The organism is Pseudomonas sp. R4-39-08 (genome assembly GCF_003852275.1).
Lineage (GTDB): Bacteria > Pseudomonadota > Gammaproteobacteria > Pseudomonadales > Pseudomonadaceae > Aquipseudomonas.
The window spans coordinates 5,448,181-5,468,471 of record NZ_CP027733.1; the positions used below are offsets into that span (position 1 = coordinate 5,448,181).

20 protein-coding genes and 1 riboswitch are annotated in these 20,291 nt (G+C 60.9%); of the genes, 10 read left to right on the plus strand and 10 right to left on the minus strand.

The genetic code is table 11. The features are described from left to right. Positions 1–34 precede the first annotated feature (34 nt). Positions 35–1,360 carry a cation:dicarboxylate symporter family transporter gene (locus C4J88_RS25270; RefSeq protein ID WP_256657829.1) on the plus strand — a complete coding sequence of 442 codons (1,326 nt, stop codon included), beginning with the start codon at positions 35–37 and terminating at the stop codon, positions 1,358–1,360. Between the two features lie 18 nt (positions 1,361–1,378). Here the strand turns inward: C4J88_RS25270 and C4J88_RS25275 are convergent, their stop codons facing one another. Together C4J88_RS25275 and C4J88_RS25280 are read right to left on the minus strand one after the other, a co-directional pair. Beyond that, entirely contained in the window at positions 1,379–2,269 is an 891-nt protein-coding gene (locus tag C4J88_RS25275) for a formate/nitrite transporter family protein (RefSeq protein WP_124408393.1), read from the minus strand. 144 nt (positions 2,270–2,413) lie between these two features. Next, positions 2,414–2,818, minus strand: a complete 405-nt coding sequence (locus C4J88_RS25280) for an acyl-CoA thioesterase (protein ID WP_124408394.1) — start codon at positions 2,816–2,818, stop codon at positions 2,414–2,416. Between the two features lie 198 nt (positions 2,819–3,016). Beyond that, a riboswitch (S-adenosyl-L-homocysteine riboswitch) is annotated at positions 3,017–3,123 on the plus strand. Positions 3,124–3,144: 21 nt separating this feature from the next. On the opposite strand from C4J88_RS25280, the gene ahcY reads away from it, so the two are divergent. The 5 genes from ahcY to C4J88_RS25305 all read left to right on the plus strand — a co-directional run bounded on the left by ahcY (position 3,145) and on the right by C4J88_RS25305 (position 9,721). Beyond that, entirely contained in the window at positions 3,145–4,554 is a 1,410-nt protein-coding gene (ahcY, locus tag C4J88_RS25285) for an adenosylhomocysteinase (protein WP_124364768.1), read from the plus strand. A gap of 179 nt (positions 4,555–4,733) precedes the next feature. Beyond that, positions 4,734–5,579: a methylenetetrahydrofolate reductase [NAD(P)H] gene (gene metF, locus C4J88_RS25290; RefSeq protein WP_124368658.1), complete on the plus strand. Its 846-nt coding sequence runs from the start codon at positions 4,734–4,736 to the stop codon at positions 5,577–5,579. An 89-nt stretch (positions 5,580–5,668) separates the two neighbouring features. After that, a complete protein-coding gene (locus tag C4J88_RS25295) occupies positions 5,669–6,751 on the plus strand; it encodes a hypothetical protein (protein ID WP_124408395.1) in 1,083 nt (360 codons plus the stop codon). 63 nt (positions 6,752–6,814) lie between these two features. Beyond that, the gene (locus C4J88_RS25300) at positions 6,815–7,618 is read left to right on the plus strand and encodes an ABC transporter substrate-binding protein (protein WP_124368660.1); all 804 of its coding nucleotides are present in this window, start codon (positions 6,815–6,817) and stop codon (positions 7,616–7,618) included. Positions 7,619–7,840: 222 nt separating this feature from the next. After that, positions 7,841–9,721: a DEAD/DEAH box helicase gene (locus C4J88_RS25305; protein WP_124408396.1), complete on the plus strand. Its 1,881-nt coding sequence runs from the start codon at positions 7,841–7,843 to the stop codon at positions 9,719–9,721. A gap of 163 nt (positions 9,722–9,884) precedes the next feature. Here the strand turns inward: C4J88_RS25305 and C4J88_RS25310 are convergent, their stop codons facing one another. Both C4J88_RS25310 and C4J88_RS25315 read right to left on the minus strand, forming a co-directional pair. Then, positions 9,885–10,484, minus strand: a complete 600-nt coding sequence (locus C4J88_RS25310) for a YceI family protein (protein ID WP_124408397.1) — start codon at positions 10,482–10,484, stop codon at positions 9,885–9,887. 32 nt (positions 10,485–10,516) lie between these two features. Then, positions 10,517–11,068 (minus strand): cytochrome b, encoded by a 552-nt coding sequence (locus C4J88_RS25315; protein ID WP_124368663.1) that lies wholly within the window; start codon positions 11,066–11,068, stop codon positions 10,517–10,519. Between the two features lie 271 nt (positions 11,069–11,339). On the opposite strand from C4J88_RS25315, the gene C4J88_RS25320 reads away from it, so the two are divergent. Together C4J88_RS25320 and C4J88_RS25325 are read left to right on the plus strand one after the other, a co-directional pair. Further along, the gene (locus C4J88_RS25320) at positions 11,340–12,746 is read left to right on the plus strand and encodes an adenosylmethionine--8-amino-7-oxononanoate transaminase (RefSeq protein WP_124364775.1); all 1,407 of its coding nucleotides are present in this window, start codon (positions 11,340–11,342) and stop codon (positions 12,744–12,746) included. A gap of 84 nt (positions 12,747–12,830) precedes the next feature. After that, entirely contained in the window at positions 12,831–13,550 is a 720-nt protein-coding gene (locus C4J88_RS25325) for a 16S rRNA (uracil(1498)-N(3))-methyltransferase (RefSeq protein ID WP_124408398.1), read from the plus strand. 136 nt (positions 13,551–13,686) lie between these two features. Here C4J88_RS25325 and C4J88_RS25330 read toward each other — a convergent pair whose 3' ends face one another. From C4J88_RS25330 to C4J88_RS25340, 3 genes are read right to left on the minus strand one after another with little or no spacing between them, the layout of a single operon-like run. Beyond that, positions 13,687–14,589, minus strand: a complete 903-nt coding sequence (locus tag C4J88_RS25330; RefSeq protein WP_124372141.1) for a transporter substrate-binding domain-containing protein — start codon at positions 14,587–14,589, stop codon at positions 13,687–13,689. A gap of 24 nt (positions 14,590–14,613) precedes the next feature. After that, positions 14,614–14,964, minus strand: coding sequence for a RidA family protein (locus tag C4J88_RS25335; protein WP_124372142.1), 351 nt, complete (start codon positions 14,962–14,964; stop codon positions 14,614–14,616). A 9-nt stretch (positions 14,965–14,973) separates the two neighbouring features. Next, a complete protein-coding gene (locus tag C4J88_RS25340; RefSeq protein ID WP_124408399.1) occupies positions 14,974–16,215 on the minus strand; it encodes a D-amino acid dehydrogenase in 1,242 nt (413 codons plus the stop codon). Between the two features lie 107 nt (positions 16,216–16,322). On the opposite strand from C4J88_RS25340, the gene C4J88_RS25345 reads away from it, so the two are divergent. Further along, entirely contained in the window at positions 16,323–17,228 is a 906-nt protein-coding gene (locus C4J88_RS25345) for a LysR family transcriptional regulator (RefSeq protein WP_124408400.1), read from the plus strand. 73 nt (positions 17,229–17,301) lie between these two features. Here the strand turns inward: C4J88_RS25345 and C4J88_RS25350 are convergent, their stop codons facing one another. Beyond that, the gene (locus tag C4J88_RS25350; protein WP_124408401.1) at positions 17,302–17,919 is read right to left on the minus strand and encodes a hemolysin III family protein; all 618 of its coding nucleotides are present in this window, start codon (positions 17,917–17,919) and stop codon (positions 17,302–17,304) included. Positions 17,920–18,063: 144 nt separating this feature from the next. Between C4J88_RS25350 and C4J88_RS25355 the strand changes: the two genes are divergently transcribed. After that, on the plus strand, positions 18,064–18,978 hold the full coding sequence (locus C4J88_RS25355; RefSeq protein WP_124368669.1) for a LysR substrate-binding domain-containing protein: 915 nt from the start codon (positions 18,064–18,066) through the stop codon (positions 18,976–18,978). 119 nt (positions 18,979–19,097) lie between these two features. Here C4J88_RS25355 and madM read toward each other — a convergent pair whose 3' ends face one another. Beyond that, positions 19,098–19,862 carry a malonate transporter subunit MadM gene (gene madM / locus C4J88_RS25365; RefSeq protein WP_046069909.1) on the minus strand — a complete coding sequence of 255 codons (765 nt, stop codon included), beginning with the start codon at positions 19,860–19,862 and terminating at the stop codon, positions 19,098–19,100. Between the two features lies 1 nt (position 19,863). Then, positions 19,864–20,268 carry a malonate transporter subunit MadL gene (gene madL / locus C4J88_RS25370; protein WP_124364782.1) on the minus strand — a complete coding sequence of 135 codons (405 nt, stop codon included), beginning with the start codon at positions 20,266–20,268 and terminating at the stop codon, positions 19,864–19,866. Positions 20,269–20,291 lie beyond the last annotated feature (23 nt).

Here is a 20,291-nt window from a genome sequence, read left to right on the forward strand (position 1 = left end):
ACCCCTGACAACTACAACAATAAGGGTCACCTGCATGAACACCAAAAAACCAACCAGCCTCGTCACCCGGATTATGATCGGCCTGGCAGCCGGAATAATCGTCGGTATCCTTCTTAACCAGTTTCCCGAACATAAGTCCTGGTTCATTGACAACCTGCTGCAACCGGCAGGCGACCTGTTTATCAAGCTGATGAAGATGATCGTCGTGCCGCTGGTCTTCGCCTGCATGACGGTCGGCATTGCCGGCATGGGAAATCCCGCCGCCTTGGGACGTGTCGGCGTGAAGACCCTCGTTTATTTCTTCACGATCACCAGTATTGCAATCGTCTTCGGCCTGATTGTGGGTAATGTCGTCGCGCCCGGCTCGGGCGCGGAATTCGGCAGCACTTTGCCAACACCCGTAACAGGGCTGGCTGCCAACAGCACAACGCAGAATCTGGGCCAGACGCTATTGGCGATCGTGCCGGATAACATCGTGTTGGCCATGTCGCAGGGCAAGCTACTGTCGGTGCTGTTTTTCGCCATCCTGTTCGGCTGCGCCTTGTCTATGTTGCCTGAGCAGCGCAAGGCTCCTCTGATCAGTGTGATGCAGGGCGTCTCAGACACCATGTTCAAAGTCACCCATCTGGTAATGCACTACTCGCCGATAGGCATTTTCGGGCTGATAGCGGTCACCGTCGCCAGCTTTGGCCTCAGTGCCCTGCTGCCGTTGGCCAAGCTGATCGGCACGACTTATGTCGCAGTGCTGTTATTTGCCCTGTGCATATTGGGTGCAGTCGCTCGATTGGTGGGTGTCGGTTTTTTCCATTTGGTGCGAGAAATACGCAGTGAATTGCTGCTGGCCTATAGCAGTGCCGCCTCAGCGACGGTGATGCCTCAATTGATCGAGAAGATGGAGCGCTACGGCGCGCCACGCCCTATTACCAGCATGGTGATCCCGTTGGGCTACTCGTTCAACCTGGATGGCGCATCGCTGTTCGCTGCACTGGGCACGTTGTTCATCGCCCAAGCGTATGGCATCGACTTGAGCCTGGCCGATCAGGGGATGCTGATATTGATCATGGTGTTGACGTCGAAGGGCGCAGCGGGCGTGCCAGGCTTCATGTTTATCATCCTTACCGCGACGTTGACTGCAGCGGGACTTCCCGTAGAGGGCGTGGCGATCATTGCCGGCGTTTATCGCCTGATGGATATGCCAGTCACGGCATTGAATGTGCTGGGCAACGCGTTGGCGCCGCTGGTAATTGCTCGGTGGGAAGACCAATTGAAGGCACCTGACAGCACGCCTGCGGCCAATCTCGCCGACGTACCGGACCAAGGCCTGAAGGTTCCCGGAACGCCCCGCAAAGCTCGCATTTGAGCCTTGTGCGGGGCTGCATCATTGCTTTTCCTTGCTTTGAGGACGCTGCTCCGCTGCGCCGACGTGAGCCCCGGAAAGCACCTTGCCTTCGCTACGAATCTGCGCATGGCTGATCAGCGCAAAGATGAAGCTGCCACCGATGATATTGCCGGCCAGGGTCGGGCCGGCAAATATCAGCCAGAAGTCATGCCAGGACAGTTCGCCGGCAAACACCAGGTAGGACACTTCCGCCGAACCCACTACGATGTGGGTAAAGTCCCCCAGCGCCATGAGGTAGGTGATCACAATAATGATGAACATCTTGGCGCTTTCCATCGACGGGATCATCCACACCATGGTGGCGATCATCCAGCCGGAGACGATGCCCTTGGCGAACATCTGGCCGCTGTCATTCTCCATGACCTTGCGCCCGATTTCGAGGAAGGCCAGGTCGGTCTTTGCATCGAAGATCGGCAGGTGCAACATCACATAAGCCACCAGCAAGGTCCCGCACAGGTTGCCCACCAGCACCACCGTCCAGAGCCGCAACAGGCGCCCGGCATTGGCCAGGGTCGGTTTGCTCATCACCGGCAACACGGCAGTGAGGGTGTTTTCGGTAAACAGTTGCTGGCGCGCGAGGATCACCGCCAGGAACCCCGCGCAATAACCAAAGCTGGCGATGACCTTGAACGCTTCGCCGTCCGGCAAGCGCGAGTTGAGCAAGCCCATGGCCATCAGCGACAGCCCCATGGTCAACCCGGCAGCCAAGGCAGACCACCACAACGCCGCGACGTTGCGCTCCAGCTCCTGGTCGCCCTGGGTACGGATGATTTCATGCAGCACCGCGGCGCGGGGCGGCTGGTTCTTGTCTACGTCCTGCTGCTCTTCGTGGGACAGGTTGGGGGTTTTGCCTGCTTCGTCGGTGGCCATGATGTTCCGGTGTCCAAGGGGGGCGTGTAGCTACGACACGCCGCCACGGTGGCTGTTCAGTGGCCAGGCAACTAAAGCGCAATCCTCCAGGCCTTGACCCAACTCCATCGGATTCTTGAAGACAGTATTTACACCGCCACGCTGTTACTCGGAAAGACTGTCGCCCTCAAACTGATCCTTCACGTACTTGATTTCGGTGCGGCCGTGAGGCGCTGGCAGCCCGTCTTCACCGAGGTTGACGAAGACCATTTTCTCCACGGTCAGGATGCTTTTGCGCGTGATTTTGTTACGCACTTCACAGGTCAGGGTGATGGAGGTGCGGCCGAACTCGGTTGCGGTGATGCCCAGTTCGATGATGTCACCCTGGCGCGAGGCGCTGACGAAGTTGATTTCGGAGATGTACTTGGTCACCACGCGCTGGTTACCCAGTTGCACGATCGCATAGATCGCCGCTTCTTCGTCGATCCAGCGCAGCAGGCTGCCGCCGAACAGGGTGCCGTTGGGGTTGAGGTCTTCGGGTTTTACCCATTTGCGGGTGTGGAAGTTCATGGTCACTCCAAAGCGTGTTGCCCAATGATGGCCAATATCATGGCAGAGCCCGGGCCCAAGCTCTATGAGCCATTGCCTATCAACCCCATGAGCGATCTTCATGTCGCCGACAGAAAGGCTTGGGAAGTGCCGCGTACACGGCTATAATCGCCTCCGCTTCAAAACGGTCATCTTCAGTTGATACCGTTCTCCCGCCACCTGTCCGAGGGGCGCTGCAGCAGGTTCAACCTGTCAGGCTCGGATGGGGCGTTGTCTGGCCTGGCTCACCTGGCTTGATACTAAACGCACAACGGCGCCCATTCGCACACTACGAATGGAGGCTCTTCATGAGCGCTGTAATTACGCCTGCAGAATTCAACGACTACAAAGTCGCCGACATGTCCCTCGCCGCCTGGGGCCGTCGCGAAACCTTTATCGCCGAATCCGAAATGCCAGCCTTGATGGGCCTGCGTCGCAAGTACGCCGCTGAGCAGCCACTCAAGGGTGCGAAGATTCTCGGCTGCATCCACATGACCATCCAGACTGCCGTGCTGATCGAAACCCTGGTTGCCCTGGGTGCCGAAGTACGTTGGTCGTCCTGCAATATTTTCTCGACTCAAGACCAGGCCGCTGCCGCTATCGCCGCCGCCGGTATTCCGGTGTTCGCCTGGAAAGGCGAAACCGAGGCCGAGTACGAGTGGTGCCTGGAGCAAACCATCCTCAAGGATGGCGCGCCATGGGATGCCAACATGATCCTCGACGACGGCGGCGACCTGACCGAGCTGCTGCACAAGAAATACCCGCAGATCCTCGACCGCGTCCACGGCGTGACCGAAGAAACCACCACCGGCGTACACCGCCTGTTGGACATGCTGGCCAAGGGCGAGCTGAAAATTCCGGCCATCAACGTCAACGACTCGGTGACCAAGAGCAAGAACGACAACAAGTACGGCTGCCGTCACAGCCTCAACGACGCCATCAAGCGCGGCACCGACCACCTGCTGTCGGGCAAGCAAGCCCTGGTGATCGGTTACGGCGACGTGGGCAAGGGTTCGTCCCAGTCCCTGCGTCAGGAAGGCATGATCGTCAAGGTCTCCGAAGTTGACCCGATCTGCGCCATGCAAGCCTGCATGGACGGTTTCGAAGTGGTTTCGCCGTTCATCGACGGCATCAACGACGGCACCGAAGCGAGCATCGACAAGGCGCTGCTGGGCAAGATCGACCTGATCGTGACCACCACTGGTAACGTGAATGTCTGCGACGCGAACATGCTCAAGGCGCTGAAGAAACGCGCAGTGGTCTGCAACATCGGCCACTTCGATAACGAGATCGACACCGCTTTCATGCGCAAGAACTGGGCATGGGAAGAAGTGAAGCCACAGGTGCACAAGGTTCACCGTACCGGCTCGGGCGATTTCGACCCGCAGAACGACGACTACCTGATCCTGCTGGCCGAAGGCCGTCTGGTGAACCTGGGTAACGCGACCGGCCACCCAAGCCGCATCATGGACGGCTCGTTCGCCAACCAGGTACTGGCGCAGATCTTCCTGTTCCAACAGAAGTACGCCGACCTGTCGCCTGCCCAGAAAGCCGAGCGCCTGACCGTGGAAGTACTGCCGAAGAAACTCGACGAAGAAGTGGCCCTGGAAATGGTCCGCGGCTTCGGCGGCGTGGTGACCCAACTGACCAAGACCCAGGCCGACTACATCGGCGTGACCGTTGAAGGTCCGTTCAAGCCGCACGCTTACCGCTACTGATATGCCTGCTGCCTGCTCTCCCTGTGGGGGAGCGGGCTTTAATGTGGGAGGGGGCTTGCTCCCGATGGCGGTGGGTCAGTCGATATATTTACTCACTGACACTCCGCTATCGGGGGCAAGCCCCCTCCCACATTGACCGTGTACATCTCCCGGTTTTATGAGTTTCCAAGGGTATGACCATGTCCCAAGACCGTCGCTACAGCTTCGAGTTCTTCCCGACCAAGACCGATGCTGGGCATGAAAAACTGATGGCCACTGCCAAACAGTTGGCCAGCTACCAGCCCGACTTCTTTTCCTGCACCTACGGCGCCGGCGGTTCGACCCGTGACCGCACGATCAACACCGTGCTGCAGCTCGAAAGTGAAGTCAAAGTTCCTGCCGCTCCGCACTTGTCGTGCGTGGGCGATAGCAAAGCCGACCTGCGCGGCCTGCTGACCCAATACAAAGCCGCCGGCATCAAGCGCATCGTCGCCCTGCGTGGCGACCTGCCCTCCGGCATGGGCATGGCCAGCGGTGAGCTGCGCTACGCCAATGACCTGGTGAGCTTCATCCGCGAAGAAAGCGGCGATCACTTTCACATCGAAGTAGCCGCTTATCCGGAGATGCACCCCCAGGCGCGCAATTTCGAAGACGATCTCAAGAACTTCGTACGCAAGGCCAACGCTGGCGCCAATAGCGCGATCACCCAGTACTTCTTCAACGCCGACAGCTACTTCTACTTCGTCGAGCGTGTACGCGCCATGGGTGTGAACATCCCGATCGTGCCGGGCATCATGCCGATCACCAACTACAGCAAGCTGGCGCGCTTCTCCGACGCCTGCGGTGCCGAGATCCCACGCTGGGTGCGCAAGCAACTGGAAGCCTATGGCGACGACGTCAAAAGCATCCAGGCATTCGGCGAGCAGGTCATCACCGAGATGTGTGAGCAATTGTTGCAAGGTGGTGCGCCAGGGTTGCACTTCTATACCCTGAACCAGGCTGAACCCAGCCTTGCCATCTGGAACAACCTCAAGCTGCCACGCTAAGGCTTGCCCGGTTGTGCCAAGGCCCTCGTTCACGAGGGCCTTTGTCGCTTCACATTTGTCGTTTTAAGTGCTCAGGAACCCCGCAGTCCATGAATACAGTGCCTTCCTCTTCCCGTCCGCAGCTGGTCTACCTCGTCTTCGGCGCCGAGACCTACCACCAGGAAGCGGTATTCAGCATTGCCAGCGCATTGGCTTTCCTGCAGGACACCCCTGATGCGGCCGTGGATATCCAGGTCTTCAGCGACAACCCCGAACCCTATCGCCTGCTGCCGGTGCGTGTACGCCCGCTGGACGAGGCGACCCGCAAGCGCTGGAGTGAACCCCACGGTTATCACTTTCGCACCAAGCACGTTGTGCTGCGCCAGGTGTTGCAAGAGTCGCCGGTAGCGTTGCTGATCGACACCGACACGTTTTTCCACCGTTCCCCCCTGACGCTGTTCGAGCGTGTGCAGCCGGGCACCTTGCTGTGTAACGCCTTCTACACCAAGTACGGCGATAACCACGAAAGCATCCTCTACACCGCCCTGCGCCAGCGCCTGTTGGAGATGGGTGTGGCCGACGATGACATGATGACCCTCAACTCCGGCGTGATGGGCCTGACCCAGCAGGACGCGCATATCCTCGACCGTTCGATCGAGTTGATGGACGAACTGTTTCCCCATGCCCAGGGTGCCTACACACTGGAAGAGTTCTGCCTGTCCATCGCCGCCTACCGCACCGTCAACGTGCGCGAGTGCCCGGACCTGATCCACCATTACTGGAGCCGCAAGCAGCTGTTCCGGGCCAAGGTCAAGGCCTGGATCGCCAAGCACGCCGCTGCGCCCACCAGTGCGCTGGCCCTGGCCGACACACGTCAAGTGTCCGCCCACTTGCCGCGCCCGCCGCGTTTGCAGCGCACGCTGTACAAGCTGATTACCCTGTTGCTGCCCAAGCACCAGCAGCAGTTCATCCGTGAAATCCTCTACGGTTGCTATGAACACGAAAACGAGTTCGACCAGGCCTGCGGCCCCGTTTGGTGGGACAAGGCCCGACAGAACCAGGAAGAGCGCCAGCAACGCCCGATTGACGCGCACCAGCTCGAACGCTGGTTCGCCAACCCGGTGGTGCGCCTGATCCTCGGCGAGCGGCGTGCCGCGATCCACGCTCACCTGATGGACGCGCCAGTAAACTGAGACTCGGCGCCAACGCGCGTGCCAGAGCTTCTCTTTATCTTGGTAGCGTCGTAACCTCAGGGAATGCCCGTCATTTTCAAGTTGTTGATCGCTGCGCTTTTCACTTGCCTGAGCCTGGCCGCTTATGGCGAGAAACTGCGCATTGTCACCGAACCATGGGCGCCCTACGTCTACGACGACAACGGCAGCATGCGTGGCCTGGACTACGAAACCACGGTGATCGTGTTCCAGCGCCTCGGCGTGGATGTGCAATGGCAGTTCCTGCCTTGGAAACGTTGCCTGGCGATGCTCGACCAAGGCCACGCTGACGGCGCGCTGGATATTTTCCACAGCCACGAGCGCGACGCCTTGCTGCTCTACCCCAGCGAACCCTTGTCGACGGTCGAATTCGTGCTGTTCTACGCCAATGAGCGTCCGCACCCCGCCGAAACCCTCGACGATCTGCGCGGCCTGAGCGTGGGCATCTCTCCCGGTTACCTGTATGGCGAAGCCTTCGGCGCGTCCGCCACCTTTGCCCGTGAACCCGCCCCCAGCCATGAGGCCAACTTCGGCAAGCTGATGCTGGGGCGCATCGATATGGTGGTCACTGACCGTCGCGTGGGGCAGCACGTGATCAAGCAATTGGGCCTGGAAGACAAGGTCAGCCAGGCGCCGCTGGTGGTCAGCCGCCAGCAGCAGTTTCTCGCCGTACGCCGTGGCGCGGGCATGGATTTGCTGGTCCAGCGCTTTGCCGCTGAGCTCAGGCGCTTCAAGCAAGAGCCGGCCTACGCCGCCTTGAGCGCCAAATATGGCGGTATCCAGGCGCAAACGGCGCCCATCAGCGCCTCCGAATACACCGTTGAGCAGCAGGAAAGCAGCGCGCAGTGATTGCTCTGTTATACTCCGGCCTTTCCGCCAGGCTTACGCCCGGCCGCTGAGGTCTTGAAAAAGGCACCCAACCCCGCTACAGCGCAGCTTTGCAGCCCGCGCGAGCCGGTGGAGTGCCCGCCAGACGCAGCAGGACCGGACGGGATTACGCTCCCCTAAGCGCCATTCACGCCCGGCAAGATTATCCCTCTGGGCCAAGCCCTAACTAAAACAGGATTACTCATGTCCTTTGCTTCCCTCGGTCTCTCCGAGGCTTTAGTCCGCGCCATCGAGGCAGCGGGCTATACCGAGCCTACTCCGGTGCAACAGCGGGCCATTCCCGCCGTGTTGCAAGGTCGCGACCTGATGGTTGCGGCGCAGACAGGTACCGGTAAAACCGGTGGTTTCGCCCTCCCGATTCTGGAGCGGTTGTTCCCCAACGGTCACCCGGACAAATCCCAGCGTCACGGCCCGCGCCAACCGCGCGTACTGGTCCTGACCCCTACCCGCGAACTCGCCGCCCAGGTGCACGACAGCTTCAAGCTGTACGCCCGCGACCTGAAGTTCGTCAGCGCCTGTATCTTCGGCGGCGTCGGCATGAACCCCCAGGTTCAGGCCATGTCCCGTGGTGTTGACGTGCTGGTGGCCTGCCCGGGTCGTTTGCTCGACCTGTGCGGCCAAGGCAGCGTCGACTTGTCTCACGTGGAAATCCTCGTGCTGGACGAAGCCGACCGCATGCTCGACATGGGCTTTGTCCATGACGTGAAGAAGGTCCTCGCCCGCCTGCCGGCCAAACGTCAGAACCTGCTGTTCTCGGCAACGTTCTCCCAGGACATCACCGCCCTGGCCGGCAAGTTGCTGCACAACCCGGAACGCATCGAAGTCACGCCGCCCAACACCACGGTCGAGCGTATCGAGCAACGCGTGTTCCGCCTGGCCGCCAGCCACAAGCGCTCGCTGCTCGCGCACCTGATTACCCACGGTGCCTGGGAACAGGTGCTGGTGTTTACCCGCACCAAGCACGGCGCCAACCGCCTGGCCGAGTACTTGGACAAGCACGGCCTCACCGCCGTCGCCATCCACGGTAACAAGAGCCAGAACGCGCGCACCAAAGCCCTGGCCGACTTCAAGGCCGGCAGTGTGCGCATCCTGGTCGCCACCGATATCGCCGCGCGCGGCCTGGATATCGACCAGTTGCCCCATGTGGTCAACTTCGAGCTGCCGAACGTCGACGAAGACTACGTGCACCGTATCGGCCGTACCGGGCGTGCCGGTCGTTCGGGCGAGGCCATTTCCCTGGTCGCACCGGACGAAGAGAAGCTGCTGAAAAGCATCGAGCGCATGACCAAGCAGAAAATCGCCGACGGCGACCTGATGGGCTTCGATTCCAGCGCCGTGGAGGCCGAAAAGCCTGAAGCGCGCGAGCGTCCGGACGTGCGCAACCCCCGCAACCCACGCGGTCCGAAGGGCGATGGCCCGAACGGTGGCGGTGGCGGTGGTGGCCGTCGCGACAAGGGCAAGGACAAGGGCAAGGAAAAAACTGCGACCAGCAGCCGTGGCGAACGCCCGGCCCGCGAGCAGAAGCCCCGTGAAGGTACCCCGGCCCGCGAACAGCGCCAGCCGAGCCAGCCTCCACGCGCCGCATCCGACCGTGCCCCGGACGAATTCCTCGACGACGATGTGGATAACTTCGGTAACCGCGTTGACTACGTGCCACAAGCCAAGCCGGCCCAAGGTCGTGGCCGTCGCCCAGGTGCCCCGGCACAAGGCGCAGGCGCAGCCGCTCCACGGGGTGGTCAGCCACAGGGCGCGCGCCAGAACGGTCCGCGCAACAGCAGCGGCGGCACCACCGGCACCCCACCGGCCAAACGCAGCGGCCCGCGCAACGGCGCACCGCGTGACGGCCAGGCGCGCCGCGAAGACTCGCGCAGCAACAACCGCCGCCCAGCCCGTGACGAGCAGCCGCTGTCCGAGCCAGCCGTGCAAAACCCGCGCGGTGGCCCGGCACCGAAGATCATCCACAAGGAGTCGAAAGCGGATCGCTTCCCGACACCCGAGCAGTTGGATCAACTGCCTGGCCGTCCTCGTGGTGAAAAACCAGCGCTGCTGACCCGCAACCGCTAGTTTTAAAAAAAAAGCCCCGCTTCGAAAGATGCGGGGCTTTTTTTGCTTTAAAACTGTAGGAGCGAGCTTGCTCGCGAAGAACGTTAACGATAACGCGTGCATTCTGAATGCACGCGGCGCTTATGCGTTTTTCGCGAGCAAGCTCGCTCCTACATACGAAGCATTACTTCGCTTTCACACCTTCAAACGTGATGTAAAGCTGAACGTTGTCGGACTGTGGACCTACGTCCATGCCGTCCTTGTTGAACTCCTTGCGGCTGATGTTGGTAGTGCCTTCAAAGCCGGCACGGTAGCCGCCCCATGGGTCCTTACCTTCGCCGAGGAAAGTGGCCTTGACCAGGATAGGCTTGGTCACGCCGTGGAACGTCAGGTCCCCGGTCACATCGGCAGTCAGCTTGCCATCAGCATTTTTGCCGGTTGGCTTGACGCTGGTGGAGACGAACTTGGCGTCCGGGAATTTGCCCGACTCCAAGAAGTCCTTGGTATTGACGTGTTTGTCACGTTCGGCGTGATTGGAGAATACGCTGGCGGTACGCACGTTAACTTCGATCTTGGCGTCTTCAGGCTTGGCTGCGTCAAAGCTGAACTTTCCGTCCAAGTCCTTGAACGTACCGGTGATGTAGCTATAGCCCAGGTGGCTGATCTTGAAATCGACGAAGGCGTGCTGGCCTTCCTTGTCGATCACATAGTCAGCAGCCATCACCTGACCTGCAGACAGCAGGGCGGTACCGATAGCCAGAGCGGCGAGAGTCTTTTTCAACATGTTTTCTATTCCTTGTGAGTCGAGGTTGAACATCAGGCTTTGCGCCCCAGCATTCGCTTAAGGGTCACATCACGATCGATAAAGTGGTGTTTCAGCGCAGCCACGCCATGCAAGCCGGCGAAGACCACCAACACCCAGGCGAGGTACAGGTGCACCACGCCGGCGGTGTCTGCCTGGTCCGGTAGCCCGGAAACCACGGCAGGAATCTCAAACAGGCCAAACACCGGGATACCGACACCGTCTGCGGTGGAAATCAGGTAACCGGCAATCATCACGGCAAACAGCCCCACATACAGGAACGCGTGACCAAACGCGGCGCCGAGGCGGGTCAGCCGGCTGTAGCTGGCCAGCGGTGCGGGCGGCGGGCTGACCAGGCGCCAGACGATACGTACCAGCATGATGGCGAAGAGCGTGATGCCAATGCTCTTGTGCAGGTCCGGCGCGTCTTTGCGCCAGGCACTGTAGTAATCGAGACCGACCATCCACAGGCCCAGGGCGAACAATCCAAATACCACCAAGGCCACGCCCCAGTGCAAAACCATGCTGACCCAGCCATAGCGGGCCGATGAATTGCGTAACTGCATGAACTTAATCCCGTAAGAACTGTGCCCAAGACTAGCGCTTTACCTATCGAATTAAAGCGAAAAATTTCGCTTTGAAATATCGAGAAATGCGATCTGAAGGCTATGCATCATAAATTAACAAGGGATTAAGACTATTCCCAAGAAACGTGACAGACCGTCCTGCATTTACCGCGAATTTCCCACAATGGCTTGTGACCCACGCCACCATTGCATAGGCTTGCGCGATTGTTTCGCCCGCGCAGGTTGCGGGACCGCTTCGAGGAGATCACCGATGGGCTTGAACAACCAGTGGATGCAACGCGACCTCGCGGTGCTGTGGCATCCCTGCACCCAGATGAAAGACCACCAGCAACTGCCACTGGTCCCGATCAAGCGCGGTGAAGGCGTATGGCTGGAAGACTTCGAAGGCAAGCGCTACCTCGATGCCGTCAGTTCCTGGTGGGTCAACGTGTTCGGCCACGCCAACCCGCGCATCAACCAGCGCATCAAGGATCAGGTCGACCAGTTGGAACACGTGATCCTCGCCGGCTTCAGCCATCAGCCGGTGATCGAGCTGTCCGAGCGCCTGGTGGCGATGACCCCCGAAGGCCTGACGCGCTGCTTCTACGCCGATAACGGCTCATCGTGTATCGAAGTCGCGCTGAAAATGAGCTTTCACTACTGGCTCAACCGTGGTCTGCCGAACAAGAAGCGCTTCGTCACCCTGACCAACAGCTACCACGGTGAAACCATCGCGGCGATGTCGGTGGGCGACGTGCCGCTGTTTACCGAGACCTACAAGGCATTGTTGCTCGACACCCTCAAAGTGCCGAGCCCGGACTGCTACCTGCGCCCCGAGGGCGTGAGCTGGGAAGAGCATTCGCGCACGATGTTCCAGGCCATGGAACAGACCCTGGCCGAGCACCACGACAGCGTTGCCGCCGTGATCGTCGAACCGCTGATCCAGGGCGCCGGTGGCATGCGCATGTATCACCCGGTGTACCTCAAGCTGCTGCGCGAAGCCTGTGACCGTTATGGCGTGCACCTGATCCACGACGAAATCGCCGTGGGCTTTGGCCGCACCGGCAGCATGTTCGCCTGTGAACAGGCCGGCATCCGCCCGGACTTCCTGTGCCTGTCCAAGGCCCTGACCGGCGGCTACCTGCCGCTGGCCGCCGTGGTCACCACCGACGACGTGTACGACGCCTTCTACGACGACTACCCGACCCTGCGCGCCTTCCTGCACTCCCACAGCTACACCGGCAACCCGCTGGCCTGCGCGGCGGCCCTGGCCACCCTGGATATTTTCGAAGAAGACAACGTCATCGAAAACAACAAGGCCTTGGCCCAGCGCATGGCCACGGCCACGGCGCATCTGGTCGACCATCCGCATGTGTCTGAAGTGCGCCAGACCGGCATGGTCCTGGCCATCGAGATGGTGCAGGACAAAGCTACCAAGACCGCCTACCCCTGGCAGGAACGCCGTGGCCTGAAGGTGTTCGAGCACGCCCTGGAACGCGGCGCGCTGTTGCGACCGTTGGGCAGCGTGGTGTACTTCCTGCCGCCGTATGTGATTACCCCGGAGCAGATCGATTTCCTTGCCGAAGTCGCCAGTGAAGGCATCGATATCGCCACCAACAGCAAGGTCAGCGTTGCCGTGCCGAAGGATTTTCACCCAGGCTTTCGCGACCCAGGTTAACCATGATCGTTCCCACGCTCCGCGTGGGAATGCAGCCCTGGACGCTCCGCGTCCGCTCTGCACACCCTTTTCCAGAGAACACACATGAGACTGTCCCGCTTTTTCACCGACACCCCGCTGAGCCTCGGCGATCACGAATTGCCTGAAGCCCAGGCGCATTACATCAGCCGCGTGCTGCGCATGAGCGAAGGCGACGCCGTGCAACTGTTCGACGGCTCCGGCCAGGAGTTTCTCGGCAACTTGCTGGAAGTCGGTAAAAAACGCGTCAGCGTGCAACTCACGGAAAGCTTCAAAGGCCAGGCCGAATCGCCGCTGCATATCCACCTCGGCCAAGGTCTGTCCAGGGGCGAGCGCATGGACTGGGCGATCCAGAAAGCCACCGAACTGGGCGTCAGCGCCATCACCCCGATTTTCAGCGAGCGCTGCGAAGTGCGCCTCAAGGACGAACGCGCCGACAAGCGCCTGCTGCACTGGCGCCAGGTGGCGATCAGCGCGTGCGAGCAATGCGGGCGCTCGACGGTGCCGGTGATTCACCCGCCGCTGTTGCTGGCGGACTGGTTGAAGCAAACCGAGGCGGATTTGAAGCTGGTGCTGCACCCGGTGGCCGAGCCGATGGTCAGCCACGCCAAGCCTTCGAGCCTGGCCTTCCTGATCGGGCCTGAAGGTGGACTGACCGACAGCGAAGTCGACACAGCCCAAGGCGCCGGCTTCCACGCCGCCCGCCTCGGCCCTCGGGTGTTGCGCACCGAGACTGCACCGGTGGTCGCCTTGGCCGTCGCCCAACAACTCTGGGGCGACTTCTAACCCCCTTGGCAAACCCAATCAAAACTGTGGGAGGGGGCTTGCTCCCGATAGCGGTCGATCAGCCAGCACCTGTATCGACTGACACACCGCTATCGGGGGCAAGCCCCCTCCCACATTTGGATTGGGTTACCACTTTTTACTCAACCGGGTCGCTGACTGGCTTGGCGATAATCTGCTTTAACTCCGTAGTCATCGGGAACTCCAGATTCAAACCCTTCGGCGGAATCGGTTGTTCAAACCAGCGCTGGTAAATCCCGTTGATCTCCCCCGAGCGGTACAGGTCGCCCAGCGTCTCATTGACCACCGCAAGAAACTGCGGATCGTCCTTGCGCACCATGCAGCTGTAGATCTCCCGCGACTGCTCCTCGCCCACCACCACCCAGTTGTGCGGGTCCCGGGCCTTGGCGCGTTCGCCGTAGAGCAGCGCGTCATCCATGTAGAACGCTACCGCACGGCCGGTCTCGAGCATCTTGAACGCCTCACCATGGTCCTTGGCGCTGATGACAAACATATTGGCCTTGCGTTCGGCGTTGTAGCTTTTGAGGAATCGTTCGTTGGTGGTACCGGCGGTGGTGACCACGTTCTTGCCGTCAAGGTCGGCAAAGCCCTTGATGCCGCTGTCCTTCGCCGTCAGTAATTGCCCCTTCACGTAAATAAACCCGTAGGAAAATGCTACCTGCTTCTGCCGGTCAGCCGTCACCCCGGTAGAGCCGCATTCCAGGTCGACGGTGCCGTTCTGCACCAGCGGAATCCGGGTCTGTGAGGTCACCAGGGTGTACTTGACGTTGAGGTTGGCCACCCCGGTTTTCTGCTGGATACGCTCGACGATCTTGCTTGCCAGGTCCACTGAATAGCCCATGGGTTTGCCAGTGTTATCACCCACGTAGGAAAACGGCACCGACGCATCGCGGTATCCCAGGGTGATGGACTTGGTGTTGGCGATCTTGCCCAGGGTGCCCTCCAGCGGCGCTTGGGCCCCATGGGCCTGTGCGCCGAACAAAAGTCCCAGGGTGCAGCCGGTCAACAGGATTCTTTTCATTGTTATGCTCCGTTGGTCTTTGAATTATTTACGTACAGCAATCACGCTGATTTCCACCAGCACATTCGGCCGCGCCAGCTCCACTTGCAGGGTGGTGCGTGTAGGCGCCATCCCCGGCGACAGCCACGCGGACCACACCTCGTTCATCGGCGCAAAACCGCTGCCGATGTCCTTCAGGTAAATCGTCGCGTTCAGCAGGTGATCCTTGTCGCTGCCCGCCTCGGCCAACAGTGCATCGATTTTGGCCAGCACTTCGCGGGTTTGCGTCATCACGTCCTGCCCTTCGCCCGGCACCTGGCCCGAAAGGAACACCAAGTCCTTGAAAGTGACTGCGCCACTGAGACGCTCGTTGCTGCTGATTCGGTTGATGGTCATGGGGCATCCTCAAGCGGCGCGGGGCGTCAGGCCCTGCATGTCAATGGAAGGAACCTGTTGGTTGATCAGTTCAGCCAACAGTTGGGCGCTGCCGCTGGCCAAGGTAAAACCAAGGGCGCCGTGACCGAGGTTCAGCCACAGGTTGCGATAGACACTGGCACCAATCAGCGGTACCCCAGTCGGCGTGGCCGGGCGCATACCGGCCCATTCAACCGCGTGGGCGTAGTCGCCGGCATTGGGAAATGTCTCCAGGGCCTGGCGTTTCATCAAAGCCAGGCGCTTGGGCTCAAGACCCGCGTCGAAGCCGACAATGTCCACCATGGCCGCGACCCGCAGTTGCTCACCGATGCGCGCGTAGACGATCTTGCGATCGTAGTCCGTGATGCTCACATTCGGCGCCCGGTGCTGCGCGCCAATCGGCACGCTCAGGCTATAGCCCTTGAGCGGATACAGCGGCAGCGACAACCCCGGCAAGCCCAGTTCAGCGCTGCGATGCCCTGCCGCCAGCACCAGTTGCTCGACCGGCATCACCTCATCATCCAATTGGAGGGCGTGCACCACACCGTCGGTATGACGAATCCGGGTAACCTTGCGCCCCAACAAAAATGTGCAACGCCCCGATGCTTCCAGCCGCGCCGCCAATTGCTGGCAAAAGGCATGACAATCCGCTACTTCCTCGTTGGGCGTGTAGATCCCGCCGACAAAACCATCACCGGCCAGCGCCGGCTCCAGGTGCGCGCAATCGGTAGCGGACAACACCTGCTGTTGCAGGACATTGGTCACTTTACTGCGGGCATGTTCAAAGGTATTGGCGTTGCGAAACGTCACCAGCTTGCCATTGCGTCGCCAATCGAAGTCGTCCAGGCGGTCCTCCTCGCGCCATTGCTGCAAGGTGTCCTGGCTCAGGGATGCCAGGCGCAGCAAGTGAGCGGCATTGCGCTGGTTCACCGAACTACGACAGGCGCCGATAAAGGCGGCCATCCAGCGCCATTGCTGGGGATCGAGACGCGGGCGCAGCTTCAACGGCGAGTCACCGCGCAGTAACCAGCCAATCGCTTGCAGCGGCACCCCGGCGTCGGCCAGCGGCGCAACATAGCGGTAGGACAACTGCCCGCCATTGGCGTAACTGGTTTCACTGCCCAGGCTGTCGCGCGCCTCGATCAGCGTCACGCTATGGCCGGCACGCACCAACGCATAAGCGCTCGCCAGGCCGATAACCCCACCGCCAATAATGCAAACCTGCCTGGCCATCCCCGCCTCCCGCCGTTAATTGACAGCGCTCAGCGTAGAGCCAGGTGACAGGCCACCGACAATGAATAAAGATGGCTCACCTATAAACAAAGGTTATGGGACTCGCCATGCGCTTGCGTCATATCGAAATCTTCCAGGCCATCCGCCAGACCGGCTCTATCAGTGCCGCCGCGCAGTTGTTGCACGTCTCGCAACCGGCGGTGACCAAAGTGTTGCAGCACGCCGAACTGCAACTGGGCTTTGCGTTGTTCCTGCGGGTACGCGGCAAATTGCAGCCCACGCCGGAAGCCCTGGCGCTGGAAAGCGAAGTCGAAAAAGTCAGCGCAAGCCTGCAAGGTGTGCGGCGCCTGGCCAAGAGCTTGCGGCGCGAACCGGGGCAAAGCATCCGCATCGGTGCGATCCCGGCGTTGGCGCTGTCGCTGCTGCCGCCGTCAATCTTGGAATGGAAGCGTGATTACCCGGACATCGCCTGTGAGCTGTCCAGCGACCATAGCGGCGAGCTGGTGCAGAAGCTGTTGATGCGCGAGATCGATCTGGCGTTGACGCTCACGTTCTCCGGCCATCCGGGGCTCACCACCCAGGTGCTGGCCAACGGTGTACTGGTGGCGTTGGCGTCAAAAGGCTATTGGTCGGACGCTGAACGGCACATGCCCTTGCGGCTGGCCGAACTGGCCGGCGCGCCTTTGATTGGCCTGTCCAGCGCCGACCCGCTGGCGGCGAAGCTGGGCAGCTACCTGGAAAATGTCGACCCGCCGCCACGGGTGACGATCTCGGTGCAAACCTATTCCCTGGCCCGCGCGATGGTCGAATCCGGCGCCGGCCTCACCGTGATCGATCCGTTCACCGCGCTGGGTGCCTCAACGGCCACCACCCACATCCGCACGCTCACCCCGCCGCTGCCGATCACCCTCTACGCGCTGACCCGCGCCAACGAGCCACCGCCGCATATGCTGGCCAGGCTGCTGGAGATTTTTGGCAGTCGCGCCTGTGAGCTGCTGGAACGTCTCCAGTGACGCCGAAGATTCAATGTGGGAGGGGGCTTGCTCCCGATGACGGCAGGTCAGTCCCTACAAGTGCTGGCCACATTCAAAGCACGTAGCGCATGATCGCCACAAAATGCAGCAGGCTGCCGCCGATCACGAACAAATGCCAGATGCCATGGGAATGGCGCAGGCGATCCTCCAAAGCAAAAAAGATAATGCCGACGGTGTACAACACCCCGCCCGACGCCAGCCAGGTAAACCCTGCCGTACCCAGTGCGGCGAGCAGCGGCTTGACCGCCACCAGCACGATCCAGCCCATCACCGCATAGATCACGATCGACAGGATGCGTTTCTCCGAGCGTGGCTTGATCTCTTGCAGGATGCCGATCACCGCCAGCCCCCACACAATCCCGAACAGCGTCCAGCCCCACGGCCCGCGCAGCGTCACCAGGCAAAACGGGGTGTAGCTGCCGGCGATCAACAGGTAGATCGAAAAGTGATCGACCTTCTGCATGATCTCTTTTCGCCGCCCGCGCACGCTGTGGTACACCGTCGAGGCGCTGTACAGCACCATCAGCGTAAAGCCATAAATCGCCACACTGACAATTTTCCAGGGGCTGCCGTCCAGACTCGCCACCACCAACATCCACACGACGCCAATACACGCCGCGACGGCACCGAGCAAATGGCTCCAGGCGTTGAATCGTTCCCCGTGGTACATCTGCAACCGACCTCCCGTGACCAATAAGGGTTGGCTGGCAAGCCTCCAGCCTTCGCCATAAGAGTGCAAGCGCCTTATGACGTTCCGAGGACGCCGAGCGCATTTGCGGGCACAATCGAGAGCATTCGAACAAGAGCCACGGCCATGTTGATCGACGAAGAATTCACCCTCAAAAAGCTGGAAATCTTCCTGGCATTCATGCGCACCGGCAACCTGGCCCGCGCTGCCGCCGAGCTGCAAACCAGCAACGTCAGCGTGCACCGCGCCATTCATTCGCTGGAAAACGCCCTGCGCTGCCCGTTGTTCAAGCACGAAGGGCGCAATCTCACGCCGCTGGAAAGCGCCTATGTACTCGAAGAGCGCGCCCAGAAACTGGTGGCCGATGTGGTCGACAGCGTACGCCTGACCCGCGAAGCCGCCGGCTTTTCCGCCGAACGATTCAAGCTGGGTTCGCTGTATTCATTGACGGTCAAGACCGTGCCGCAACTGATCATGGGCCTGAAAATCAGGCGCAGCGAACTGAATATCGACCTGATCCTGGGCTCCAATTTCGACCTGCTCTACAAGCTCAAGAACATGGAAGTGGACGCGATCCTCATCGCCCTCGACGACCATGCGAACGACCCGGACTGCGCGCAGATTGCGCTGTTCAGCGACGACATCTTCCTCGCCACCCCGGCCGACTCGCCCTTCGACCGTGAACAGCAGATCGACCTGGCCGACGTGCGCGACGCAACCTTCATCACCCTCACCCAAGGCTTTGCCACCCACCAGGACGGCAACCGCGTGTTCAAGCAGGCCGGGTTCGAGCCGAAAGTGGCGATGCAGGTCAACGACATCTTTACGCTGCTGAGCATGGTCAGCTCGGGCGTGGGTTATGCGCTGCTGCCGGGCAGGATTGCAGCGGTGTATGAGAACCGCGTGAAGCTGATACCGCTGCAGCCCAGGTATCGGCTGCAGCAGCATATCGGCGTGGTGTTCTTGAAGGCCAAGGAGCGCGACCCGAACTTGCTGGCGCTGTTGGCGGAGTGCCGGATGTATGCCAATCGCCAGGTTTGAGATGATCGTTCCCACGCTCCGCGTGGGACACGCCTCCTGGGACGCTCCGCGTCCCGACTTCAAGAGCGGACGCGGAGCGTCCAGGGCTGCATTCCCACGCGGAGCGTGGGAACGATCACTCAGCCCACCAACCCCCGCACAATGAAATACAGCAGCGAAGGCCCGAGCAAACACCCAAGCCCGGTATGAAACGTCGCCGTCAGCGCGCCATACGGCACCAACCGCCGATCCGTCGCCGCCAGCCCCGCCGTCACTCCGCTCACGGTGCCGGCCAAGCCACCAAACACCATCGCCGAACGCGGATTATCCAGGCCCATCCAGCGCGCCGCCACCGGTGTGCCGACCATCACCAGAATCGCCTTGATCAACCCGGTGGCAATCGACAGCGCCATCACATCCGAGGTCGCGCCAATCGCCGCACCGGTCACCGGGCCGACAATGTAGGTCACCGCGCCCGCGCCAATGGTGGTCATGCTGATCGCATCGCGATAACCGAAAGCCCAGGCCATGCTCGCGCCGACGATGAAGGGCAGGATCGTGCCCAGCAGCAGCGCAATCACACCGATCATGCCGGCTTTGCGCGCCTCGGTGGCCTGCACTTCAAACGCCGTGGCAACGATGGCGAAATCGCGCAACATCGCGCCGCCCATCAGGCCGATACCAGAGAACAGGGCCAGGTCCGCCAGGCCCTTCTGCCCACCCGTGAGCGTGCCGCCGACCCAGGCCAGCACGAGGCCGATGACGATGGCAATCGCCGAGCCGTGGATGCGCCCGAACGTGAGGCGCTTGGACAGCACCACGGAAATCCACATCACCACGCCCACAAAGGCAAACGCAGTGATCAGGCCGTTATGCTCCAAGCCTTTCTCGATGAGGTCCCACATCTCAGCGACCTCCCGCAGGAACGATCAGCGGCTCTTCGGCGGGCAGAGGCTCGCCCCTGTGCGTGCGGCTGATCAAGGCGATGGTGCAACCACAGACCACCACCGAACCAATCGCCGCCAGCACCGCGACCGGGCCGCCGTGCAGGGCGGTCACGACGTTTTGTTGCGCCGCCATCGCCACCACCACGGGAATGTACATGGCGCCCCAGAAGCCCACGCCCATCTCGCACTCCTTGGTCATGCCGCCGCGCTTTTGCATCCACAACCGTGCGCAGATCAGCAGGATCATGGCGATGCCCACGCCGCCCACGTTGGATTTGACGCCCAGTAAAACGCCGAGCATGTCGCCCATGATCACGCCTGCAAGCGTGCAGATCGCCAGCAATGCCACACCGTAGATAATCATCGTTGTTGTCCTCAAAGTGCTCG